5 protein-coding genes and 1 pseudogene are annotated in these 12,621 nt (G+C 40.7%); 5 read left to right on the top strand and 1 reads right to left on the bottom strand.

What is annotated here, in order from left to right:
• The first annotated feature begins 369 nt into the window (after positions 1–369).
• The 5 genes and pseudogenes from CDG76_RS16805 (at position 370) to CDG76_RS16780 (ending at position 10,571) form a co-directional block, all read left to right on the top strand.
• Entirely contained in the window at positions 370–2,658 is a 2,289-nt protein-coding gene (locus CDG76_RS16805; RefSeq protein WP_094350124.1) for a PhoD-like phosphatase, read from the top strand.
• 81 nt (positions 2,659–2,739) lie between these two features.
• Positions 2,740–3,229 (top strand): annotated as a pseudogene (locus tag CDG76_RS16800) (hypothetical protein).
• A 634-nt stretch (positions 3,230–3,863) separates the two neighbouring features.
• Positions 3,864–7,901, top strand: a complete 4,038-nt coding sequence (locus CDG76_RS38360) for a CHAT domain-containing protein (protein ID WP_223265260.1) — start codon at positions 3,864–3,866, stop codon at positions 7,899–7,901.
• 326 nt (positions 7,902–8,227) lie between these two features.
• A complete protein-coding gene (locus CDG76_RS16785) occupies positions 8,228–8,878 on the top strand; it encodes a Uma2 family endonuclease (RefSeq protein ID WP_094350122.1) in 651 nt (216 codons plus the stop codon).
• Between the two features lie 151 nt (positions 8,879–9,029).
• Entirely contained in the window at positions 9,030–10,571 is a 1,542-nt protein-coding gene (locus CDG76_RS16780; RefSeq protein WP_094350121.1) for an ArnT family glycosyltransferase, read from the top strand.
• 330 nt (positions 10,572–10,901) lie between these two features.
• On the opposite strand, the gene CDG76_RS16775 is transcribed toward CDG76_RS16780, so the two are convergent.
• A complete protein-coding gene (locus CDG76_RS16775; RefSeq protein ID WP_094348113.1) occupies positions 10,902–12,560 on the bottom strand; it encodes an IS1182 family transposase in 1,659 nt (552 codons plus the stop codon).
• Between the last annotated feature and the right edge of the window lie 61 nt (positions 12,561–12,621).

Below are 12,621 nucleotides of genomic sequence, written 5' to 3'. Positions count from 1 at the left end.
AGTCACCCTTCAATTCTGAATTCTGGCTCCTGACTCCTGAATTCTTTTTTGTTAAGGGACTTCCAAATAAAAAAATATCCAATTAACTCCTGTGGGGTGGGCGTCTCGCCCGCCCAGTCGATATGGCGGGCAAGATCCCCACCCCACAATATTGGATAATTTATTTCTTGGAGTTCCCTAATTCAAATAATCACTATTATGGGATGGGCGTATCGCTCCTCCCTGAGCTTTTAGGCTGCAATCAATTTGCGCTATGAACTGATGTTAAACAGATGAAAATTGATGCATGATTGGTGATTAGATGAGTTGGGGCTACCAATTTAGGAGCAAAATAACACATCTAAAACACCATCATGTCAACTGTTTGCAATGAAGTATCAAGTTGGAGACAAGTTTTTACAAGAACTGCCACTGATTTTAGGGGGGCCAATCCTCAAACATACTGAGCCAGAGTTTGTGACAGTATGGGTGGCACTAAAACAGTCTTGTCAGATAGAACTTAAGGTTTATGACACAACAAATGATGGTGAAGTAATAGGAAATTGCTTATTGGAGGGAGAACGCTCTACCTTTGCTCTGGGTAAGTATCTTCATGTAGTTGCGATCGCGGCTCGGTCTACAATTGGACATCGCCTAACTGGAGGTCGCATCTATGCATACGACCTCCAGTTTACTGTTGCTGACCAAACCACAGAAACTCTGCAACAAGCATTATGTTCAAACTCCTCTCCTACAGTTAGCATCAGCTACTTCGATCATCAAAAACCAACCTTTGCTCTACCGCCAAACCGTCTTCAAGATTTGCAAATTGTCCATGCTTCCTGCCGTAAACCTCATGGTCATGGGTTTGATGCATTACCAATTCTCGATAGTATGATTCAGGCGTCAGCAAATCAACCCCAGCACCGACCTCACCAACTGTTTCTCACCGGAGATCAAATTTATGGAGATGATGTAGCAGATCCGTCGTTATGGGTTGCCACTACTCTTGGTGATGTCCTCTTGGGTTGGGAAGAACAACTTCCGGTGAATGGAGTGTACTGTACTCCCCAGCAGCTACCCCCTGGAGAACGGGCTGATGCTGCGACAAATCAAGCTGGTTTGACCGCAGGATTACATAATAAAGCTGAGAAAGTCAACAGTCATCTTTTCAGCCTGGGTGAATATTACGCTACTTATTTACTAGCTTGGTCGCCAGTGTGCTGGCCAACTGCATTTCCCAAAGGACAACAAGTAACACGCGATCACCATGCTATCAAAGACTGGAATCGCGCAGTCAAGCATTTGCGACAATTCATCTATACCCTTTGGAAAGTGCGCCGCGCCCTTGCCAATATCCCCATGCACAGCATCTTTGATGACCATGATGTTAGTGATGACTGGAATTTGAACCAAGCTTGGTGTTTGCGAGTGCTGGGGCGGCCATTAGGGCGAAGAATAGTCCAAAATGCATTGTTAGCCTATACGGTATTTCAAGGATGGGGTAATACACCAGGGCAATTTGCAGAAGGAAAAGCAGGTGAAAAGCTGTTGGCGGCTGCACAAGCTTGGTCAGCTTCTCAAGGAACAGATGAAAAGGCTGATGAAGCGATCGCTCGTTATGTAGGAATGCCAGCCAACGATCCCCACACAGGTTTACCTGTTTTAGTCCGAGACGGTTCAGTATTTATTCTGGATCGAGATCCTGAAGCGCTGACTTGGCACTACATAGTCCGCAGCGATTGCCATGAAGTAATTGTGCTGGATACACGTACATGGCGAGGTTATCCAGCCGATCAAAAACCAATTGCTCCACCAATGTTATTGTGTCCCAAAGCCTTTGAGCAACAACTACTTTTACCTTTACAACAAATAGATGAACAAACTCAGATTAAAACTACATTTGTGATTGCACCCACAAATGTATTTGGATTACAAGTGATTGATTGGATTCATCATTGGCACTTAAACCAGGAGAAAGTTTTTTCAACCGATGTTGGAGATGCCTGGAACATTAATGTTGAAGCATTGGCGAAATTCCTAACTACTTTGTTTGAGGAACGTCAACAAGTCGTGATTCTATCTGGGGATATTCACTACAGTTCTGTTGCTCACTTATCTTATGCACGCACCCATTCCAAATTACAATCTGTCTTGGTACAGTTAACCGCTAGTGCATTGAAGAATGAAGAGATTTTAACGCGGCTGATTCATACAAGATTGAAAGATTGGCTCCTCCCAGAACAGGTACGACATTGGATAGGCTGGAGCAACCCACCCAATATGGTAGAAATTTCCGAGAAACAATTACACCATAATCGTCACCTGCTGAATAACCCTGACTGGCATTGTGTGCTGGAGTGGATACCTCGAAACAGTGCTCAGACTTCTGACTACACAACAGATATATTATCGTTGATAGCTCCTTGGAAACGAGCCGAAAATGCCAAATGGAAATGGTTACAACCCCTGATTTTTTGGAAATCTCGTTGGTTTCAGGAGGGACGAGAGGTAGTTGGATTGAATAATTTAGCTCTGGTTCACTTTGAGTTAGCAGATGAGCGTAGTTCTTGCAAAGTTATTCAAGATTTGTACTGGTTTTCTTGTTGGTATCCAACCCAAATTGTTTACAGCCGTTTTAAGAGCCAGTTAACGCCCAATCAGTCATTGTTAAGATGACCAGCTTTGCTCTGTGAATGAAAATTTTTGTTGTATATCTGGGCACTCTAGATGAAAGAAACTTACTGGAGAGTGATTTCTATGTCTACGACCCCAATTAGTGCAACATTGGCACAAACAGACAGAGATGCTGTGTTGCAAGCGATGTCTACGACAAGCCGCTTCGCGTCTACGCCACCATTAAAGAAAAGCTACCATTTTTGGTTGATTTGAGTGCCGGCGATCGCAAGACTTTACCCAAGATGGGAGATAAGAGTCGGGCGTTTGTGAGTAAAGCATTAGAGGTGGCGGCGCAGAATCCAGAGTTTTTACCGCGATCGTTTGACTTAGAAGAGATGCGGAAGGACGTGCAATTATTTGAAGCGTTGTATCCGGTGTTGTTGTCGTTGACGCAGTTACAAGAGTTACATCTCTTGCAGTCGGTAGTGAAGCTTATGCAGCCGCGTTACAGGTGTATAACTACGCTAAAGCCAGTGGACAGGGCGCGGGTTTAGATGCAGTAGTTGTGGAAATGGGACAACGATTTGCTCGTAAACCTGGAAAATCCAAGTCTCAAAAAGCAGCGTTGTAGAAAATAGTTCACTATTTGCACTTAAAATGTGCAACGTTGAAGCTCAAAATTTGGATGTTGGAGTTAAAAGCACAACATTTCGAGTTCTGAGCTTCTTTTTTTGAGTTCAAAGGTGCAATGTTCCAGCAAAAAAGTGCAACTTCCGAGTTCAAAAGCTCAACGTTCGAGCAAAAAGGTGCAACTTCCGAGTTCAGAAGCTCAATGTTCAAGCAAAAAGGTGCAACTTCCGAGTTCAAAAGCTCAACGTTCGAGCAAAAAAGTGCAACTTCCGAGTTCAAAGGCTCAACGTTCGAGTAAAAAGGTGCAACTTCCGAGTTCAGAGGTTGAAAGTTGAGATTTTGAGAGCGATCGCACAAGCATAATATACCAAAAGCTCGTTTCTGATAGAGCAACATTAAGGATTGGGTGCGGTTAACATAGTAAAAATATTCTCAGCCTGTTGTAAGTAAAAATGCCAAGTCAGCTTTACACATGGAAGCGCTTCTGGTGTCCCCGATCAGGTCACATCGATCTACGTGATGGTGGATATTTAGTCAATCCAGATTCAGAGTGGGGACATTTTTACAAATCTGATTCAGTTGCTTTTGAAACTATATCTGAGATGCCCTGTTTGGTGCTGCTAGGTGAAGCTGGTATGGGTAAGACTACAGCAACCGAACAAGCATATTATCAAGTTTCTGACAAGTTTAGTAGCTCAGAAAATGTTTGTTTGTGGTTCAGACTTGGTGATTATGATTCAGACAAGCAGCTATGTGATGCAATTTTCCGCGATGAAACATTGCAAACTTGGCGCAAAGGAACAAATAAACTACATCTTTTTCTGGATAGCCTAGATGAGGGATTACTTTCTATCAAAATACTTGTCAGAATTCTTAAACGTGAAATAGAACAGCTACCTTGCGATCGCCTGTATTTTCGGATTACTTGTAGGACGGCTGATTGGAAGGATAGCTTAGAGCAGAAGCTAAAAGACAAGTGGGGAGAAGCTAATGTTGCGGTATATGAGCTAGCTCCTCTATGTCGAGTAGATGTAATTGAAGCAGCAAATAGGCGTAACATCAACTCTGGTGATTTTTTACAGGAAGTCTTTAATAAAAATGCTATTCCACTTGCTATCAAGCCAATCACATTAAAATTACTTCTGGGTACTTATCAAAATAAACGATTCTCTTCCTCTCAAAAGGATTTATACGAAGAAGGTTGTTTACAACTATGTGAAGAGGTGAACTCAGATCGCTGCGATTCTGGCTTTACTGGGAATTTAGATGCAAAACACCGATTAGTTATAGCAAGTCGAATTGCAGCTTTACTTCTATTTTCTAATCGCTCTGCCATCTGGATAAGTCCAGAATATGGGGATATGCCCAATTCTGATATTGCTATTCGGGATATTTCCATAGGTAAAGAAAGTATTAATCAGCAAGAGTTTCCACTTGATGAAAACTGCATTAAAGAGGTTTTGTCTGTCACTGAACTATTTTCTTCGCGCGGCTCGCATCGAATTGGTTTTGCTCATCAGACCTATGCTGAGTTTCTTGCTGCACGATACTTAGTTCACAACGAAACACCTTTAGAGCAAGTAATGAAATTAATTGCTTCCTCTGAAGATTCTGAATTTAGGTTAATTCCCCAGCTTCATGAAACTGCTGCTTGGCTAGCTGGTATGCTTCCTGAAGTTTTTAGGGAAGTAATGAAAACAGATCCCGATGTACTACTCCTAAGTGATGTAGCTACTGCTAGTGAAACTGATAAGGCCGCTCTAGTTGAATCGCTTCTAAGATTACACAATGAAGAAAAATTAACGTACCAATATCATACTTGGCTATACCAAAATCTAAATCATCCTAAATTAGCCGAGCAGGTTCAACCTTATATTTCTGATTCAACAAAGAGTATAAATGCAAGGAACGTAGCTATTGATATTGCAGAAGCCTGTAATGTAAAAGCCGTACAGGAATATCTTGCCGATGTTGCTCTTGATCATCAGCAACATTCTTGGGTTCGCATCAATGCAGCAGTGGCTGTATGCAATCTTGGTGATGAAAAAACCAAAGCAAGATTAAAACCTTTAGCAGTTGCTAAAATCCAAAATGATGAAGAGGAACAGCTAAAAGGGTGTGGACTCCGAGCAGTTTGGCCAGGCAACATCACAGCAGAAGAGGTTTTTAGTACTTTAATGCAGCCAGTATCCAAATCCAGTGGTGGGAGATATCAGGACTTTATAGCAAAAGAGCTTGGACAACATCTTCAAATATCTGATTTACCAGTAGCTCTAAGATGGCTAGAAAAACAATTTAATAAGCATGGACGAGATTTACATTATAGTTTTGAGCATTTATCAGATGCAATTATGTTGAAAGCCTGGGAGCATCTGAATCAACCAGAAGTAATGCAGGCATTTGCTAAGGTTGCTTTATTGCGGCTGAATAATCATGATGCAATTGTATCTGATGATTCATATCAAACAATCAATTTTAGCCATGTTTTAAGAGATGAGTTTCACAAACGTTATCAAATTATAGAGTCGATAATCTCTATCGTTTTACAATCTAATCAGGATTATATAGACTTTGCTAACTATATTAGAGAAATAATTTATGAAGAGGATTTTTCCTGGTTAATTCAAAAACTTAAAATATCAGAGACTGAACATAAACAACGAAATTGGGCAAAATTGATACTTTGGAATTTTAAACTTTTCCAATTTGATCATGTAGATGTAGTGCTAGAATTAAGCCAAACTAACTCAGTATTAAGAGAAGAATTTGCTTATTATGTTGAAACGGTTGAGTTAGACTCGCTAATAGCACAGGAGGAAAAAGAAATTTATTTGGCAGAACAGGCTAGGCGCAACCGAAAGAAAAATAAAATTATTTTAGAACCTTCAGCAAAGGAAAGAGTGCTTGATGTTTTGAGTCAGATTGATGCTTCTCAGCCTAATATTTGGTGTTCTTTATGTTGTGAGTTAACTCTTAAAGTTGATAGTACTCATTATGGAAATACATTTGAGTCAAGTCTGAAAAATCTTCCTGGTTGGATTGAAGCAGAAGAATCAACTAAAAAAAGGATTATTCAAGCTGCAAATTTCTATCTAGCTCATGCTAATCCAGACAATCTAGATTGGCTGGGTACAAATAATTATCCCTACTCTGTATTAGCAGGTTATCAAGCATTACTTTTATTAATACAAGAAGCACCAGAATATATACTCAGTCTATCCACTAAAGAATGGCAAAAATGGACACCAATAATTCTTGCACATCCTAACTGGGATCGAGATGAAGACAACAAGAAGCATCGCCAAGAATTGATTAAAAAAGCTTATCATAATGCTCCTGATGAATTTATCAAAATACTAATATTTTTGATTGATAAAGACAATGAACAACATGGTTCTATTCACATAAATAATCTAGTAAGTCATTGTTGGGATGAGCGTCTATTAAGAGTATTAATGGATAAAGTAAAGCATGAGACACTCACAGCTACAAGTATGGGTGATTTACTGAGAGATTTATTAATCAATAAAGTAAATCAAGCTCAAGATTTTGCAGAATATCTCGTTTCTTCACTTCCTCCTAAAAGCTCTGAGGAAAGAGCTAAAGCAATTGTTGCAGCTCAGATGTTGATACTTTATGCAGAAGATGCTGGATGGTCAGTTGTTTGGTCTGCGATTCAGAAAGATTCTGCATTTGGGCGAGAAGTTATGCAGTCTGTATCATATTCCATTAAGTATCAAGGACGTACTGAACAGAAACTGAAGGAAGACTGCATTGCTGATTTGTACATTTTTCTCACAAAACAGTATCCTGATCCAGAAGAAAAACAAAAAGAAAGTTCTCAAAAGGAAGAACTCACGAGTATTGAGGATTATGAAGTAAGACCTGAAGATCGTGTTAGAACTTGGAGAGACTATATCCCACAACGCCTACAAGAACGTGGTACTCCTCAAGCCTGTGAAGCACTTCGCAAGATTATTCTTGAGTTTCCAGAATTGAAAGACAAATTGCAATGGAGATTGCTAGAGGCTGAGGCTTTAATTCGTCGCCAAACTTGGCAACCACTTCAACCAGAAGAAATTCTCCAAATTGTAAGCAAAAAAGAGGTATCCCCTATGAAAACAATACTAGTTCTGGCAGCAAATCCTAAAAATTCAACCCAGTTGCGTCTGGATGAGGAGATACGAGAAATTGGTGAGGGTTTACGTCGATCTAGGAAGCGTGAACTATTTAAACTTGAGCAGAGATTGGCTGTTCGGACTAGTGATTTGCGTCGAGCTTTATTAGATACTGAACCACAAATAGTCCATTTCTGTGGACATGGCTCTGGTAGTCAAGGATTGGTAATAGAAGATGAGAACGGGAAATCGAAGCTTTTGAGTACAGAGGCTCTAGCAAATACATTTGAACTGTGTGCTGAACACGTCGAATGTGTTCTCCTTAATGCTTGCTATTCTGAGGTGCAAGCAGAGGTAATCGTAGAACATATTGAATATGTTATTGGGATGAATGATGCAATTGGAGATACTGCCGCAATTAATTTTGCTACGGGATTTTATGATGCTCTTGGAGCAGGAAAGTCTATTGAAACAGCTTATAAATGGGGTTGTAATGCAATTCAGTCAGAAAACATACCTGAGCATCTCAAACCAAAACTTAAAAAGAAACAATAACTTGATATCTTTATTTTACTAAAAGGAAAATTTTCCCTCTCAGCACCATCATTCAACTTCAAAACCTCAACTTTCAACCTCAGAACTCGAAAGTTACACTTCAGAACACGAAGTTCCGACTTTAGAACGGCAATATTCAAGCAAAAAGCTCGAAACTTCCCCTTCAGAACAGCATCGTTGAGCCTCTGAACTCGACATTTTGACTTCAAAACCTCAAACTTCCCCTTCAGAACTCGAATCTTTGAGTGCAAATGTCAAAGGAGCGAGTAAAAAGGCTGACAATTTGAGTTACAAGAGATATAGCTTATTGGCATAAGGGTTAGACAATGAGTGAAACTCAAACCCAGTTACCGACAGATACATGGATTCATGCTTCTTGGGACGAGTATGTAGAAGCGATCACTAACTTGCTCAACCAGAAGGCAAAAAGTTACTACTATAAGGGGCACATGAGGCTGGAGATGGCACCAGTTAGTTTTGATCGTGGTCAAGGCCATGTAGTAATTATTTTTGCAGTGACTCTATTTGCAGCACTTAAAAACATTGCAGCCCCAGGTTTAGACACAACCACCTTTCGTAAAACTGGTGTTCGGGATTGTCAGCCCGATGTAGCGTATTATCTCAGAGAACGCGCCCAAACTATCCCAGCAGGTACAGGAATCGTCAACCTCGATCGCTATCCCGCACCGGATTTAGTTATTGAGATTGCGAAAACATCTCTGCTGGATGACTTGGGGACAAAGCGATCGCTCTATGAAGAATTGGGTATTGCTGAATACTGGGTAGTGGATGTGACAAATGCTCAAATCATTGCTTATGCGATCGCAGATCAAGGCAGTAAACGTATTCAAGAATCACAGGTATTGCCTGGATTGATAATTGCAATTTTAGAAGAAGCCTTACGCCGAAGTCGTGAAATAAGTCAGTCTGAAGTTTGCGCTTGGTTACTAAGCCAGTTTCAGCAAAATGAGGATTGAACTTTGGCAGTTTGGAGCATTGTTAATTACTCACAGCTTCCATCAGATTTACGATTGGATTCCGAGTATTATCAGCCTGAGTATCTATTTCAGGAGAAGAAAATCTCAAATCTTCATCCAAGATACTTACAAAATTTAGCAATTTTTAGATATGCGACTATTCCGAGAAAAAGAATGGTTATTTAGCCTACTGGTAATATCTCTATTTCTATGGCTGATATTTTTGGGAAACTCCCCTTTGCGAGATTGGGATGAAGGTACTGTGGCACAGGTTGCCCGTGAAATTTGGCGTGCCCCATTTGGTTCAATGCATTGGCTTTACCCCACCTTGGGAGGAGAACCCTATCATAATAAGCCACCCCTGATGCACTTGTTAATTGCTTGGACTTACTCGATCGCAGGCGTGAATGAGTGGACAACACGTCTACCGGGTGCAGTGTTAACTGCCTTGGGAGTGCCTTTGCTTTACTTGGTGGGATGTTTGCTTTTTAACCAAAGTTTACCAGCTCTGTTTAGCGCTTTAGTTTACCTGACAATGTTGCCTGTGCTGCGTCACGGAAGGCTAGCAATGCTAGATGGTACAACTATTACCTTTTTCTTGCTGCTGTTATTTTGTTTGCTAAAAGCACGTCAGAATCGTCGGTATGCTCTAGGTGTGGGATTTTACCTAGGGTTAATCACTCTCACGAAAGGGATGATAGTTTTACCGCTAGGAGCGATCGCTTGTTTATTCCTGATTGCAGATCGGCAGTTTGCTTTGTTAACAAGCCCCTATTTATTAGTGGGAATGTTTTTAGGATATGCACCTGCGATCGCTTGGTTTGTTGCTCAATGGCAACATTACGGCGAAACTTTCTTCCAAGTGAACTTTCAAACACAAACCTTTGATCGCCTTACACAACCTGTTGAAGGTCATAGTGGGCCACCTTGGTACTATTTAATTGAGTTAATTAAGTATAGTTTTCCCTGGCTATTATTTTTACCAGGAGGTTTTTATCTAGCTTGGAAAAAACGTCATACTTCCTGGGGTAGTTTAATTATTATTGGCACAATTATTTACTTAGTAACTATCTCTTTAATGAAAACCAAGCTCCCGTGGTATGTTATGCCTGTATATCCATTTTTAGCTTTGGCAATTGGTGCTAAACTTAGCGAAATTTGGCAGTACGATCATTTTAAGGTGCGAAGTTTGACAATATTTCTAGCTATTATTGCTATTGCTGGTTTAGGAGGTTGTGTTTACTTTATTCTTGCAAAGAAAGAGCCTACTTTAATAGTCATGAGCATTGTTTTGGCAATAAGCATGAGTGCAGTAGTCTGGTTAATTAGACAACGCGATCGTAACTTTATTCCAGTGTTATTTTCTGGAATGTACTTAGTTTTAGCACTGTTAATGAGTTCGCAATCATGGATCTGGGAATTAAACGAAGCTTTTCCAGTTAAACCAGTAGCAGAATTAATTCGGGCAAATGTTTCAACAGGAACACAAATTTATACTTCTTTTGCTTATGAGCGTCCCAGTTTAAACTTTTACTGTGATTGCAAGGTAACTACTGCACCTGTGCCAACTTTACAACAAATGTTATCTAATAAATCTTATTTACTGTTAGACAATGGGGCTTTGCAGCAAATTAATTTAACTGGTAGTAAAATTATCGGATCGGCTAAAGGATTTACACTGATTTCACCATAAGTTAAATATGTAAGATTTTTAACTATTTTCATCTTAATTAACTTATCTTTGTCATAAATTGTATCAGTCCAGTTGGCTATGTCCAAATACTACATCATATTTTAAATTGCTGTGGTACAAAAGTACCCTACCCGCGCTGATATAAATTTCATCAAAGTTTTGTAGTTTGGGCATATTGCCCAAACTACTTATACAAGTTAAATGTGTAACAGCTGATCTTTGGGGAGCATCTCACTTTTGTAAAAACACGTTTACCCTAGCGAATTCCATGAGACTGTTGGCGAATTAAAAGAGGGTGAAACCAAACATCCCATAAAAATGGCAAAGGGATTATGATGAAGCAGAGGTAAAAAGAGCAGCAAAACGAGAGACACGGGTCTTGCCAATAGGAACATTAGACCACCAAGCCCACATCCGGGAGAGATTAATGGCGGCAGCAGTGGCGATATGTTGAAGATGGGTTTTGGCAAGACCAATGTAACGAGTGCGGCGCAATTGATATGCACGAGTTCCAAGAGATAGGGAGCTTTCAACACCAGCACGTTTAGAATAAAGTTGTTTAAACTGTTGGGTGTTTTGTCTAGCTCTAGCGGAGGTAAGAGCCTCATAAAGAGGTTGAGGCTTGAGGGTAAGAACACGGGACAACTTCGGTGAGTGAGTACATTGAGAGCGGACGGGACAAGCAGCACAATCACTCTTGTGAAAACGTACTTGAATCACAGGATTGTTATAGTTATCCGTGCGGAAATGCCAAGATTGGCTGGTGCAACCTTGTGGGCAAATAGCACGGCGATTGTGCCAATCGATAGTAAAACTTGAAGCGTCAAAACCAAGTTGGGCTTGGGCTTGCCAACTGGAATCAGGAGGTACTCTGCCAACGATGTCAATTCCTAACTCAGTCTGACTCGTTAACAAGTGTTGGGCATCAACATAACCAGTATCAACGATGTGTTCATTTGGCAAGAGGTTTTTATCAGCCAAAGCTTGATGAATAATCTGAGTCATCTCCACATCGCCAGTGGTTGCAGGCGTGGTTTCAACATTGGTAATTAGATGCGGTGCATCGTCATCACAAGTTTCTGTCAGATGCAGGGTATAACCCGTCCAATTCATTTCTCTTTTTGTGCGGTTACGCGCTTCAATATCATACGGAGACTGGATGAGCTGTTTGTTAGGTGGTAAGTTGTCGGCTTCTCGCCAATAGACTTGCCCCTGTTGTAGTTCATATTGCTGTATCCACACACAGCGTAAAGTTTCTACCGCTTTGAGATGCCGTAACCATTCTGGGTTTGATGGGTCATACAAGGCTGCCAATAAATGATGACCATCACAGCCAATGGTCAATGCCAAGCTTTGTTGTTCTGTTTTTGACTTTGGTAAGCGGTATTGTTCAAATCTGGTTGCATAACGCGAATACCAATCTTCATTGACTATTCTTAATAACCATTCATCAGCAACCGTTGCTAACTGATTTAAGGCATGGCGTAAGGTTTCTCCAACACACTCTAGGCGGTTTAGTTGCCGGATTCCTGCTAGTACATGAGTTGAGTCGGTTCTGGCTTTTCCCCTAGCTTTGAGCCAACCTTTGTTTTGAAAATGTACCAGCATCAGATTTAACAATTCCCTTTCTCGCCCGCAAGCAATTAATCGACTGCGAAATTCACTTAATACTGAGTAATCAAAACCGCTATCAGTAATTTCTAGTCCCAATGCGTATTTCCAATCAATCCTGCTCCTGACTGCATCTGCTGCTTGTCTGTCTGTTAACCCTTCGCCAAATTGCATCACACTTACCAATGCCAATTGTCCTGGCGATATGCCGCTTTGTCCACAGTCTGCCCGAAACAGTGTTAGAAAGTCATTATCAAGGTACAACACCCCCAATTCATCCCGCATTTTCATATACACGTTTCCTTTGGGAAAGCATTTTCGTGCTACTTGCGCTGTCGTTTCTGGAATCGATGACCAGTCTCGCGGATGAAGAGTCATATTTGATTATTTATGCCACTTTTGTCACACAATCATTTTGATCACTGTTTACTGCCTTGTT

It is taken from the genome of Nostoc sp. 'Peltigera membranacea cyanobiont' 210A (genome assembly GCF_002246015.1).
In the GTDB taxonomy this organism is placed as follows: Bacteria; Cyanobacteriota; Cyanobacteriia; order Cyanobacteriales; family Nostocaceae; genus Nostoc.
Note: the sequence above shows the minus strand (reverse complement) of the source record. Positions and strands in the feature narration are given on the sequence as shown.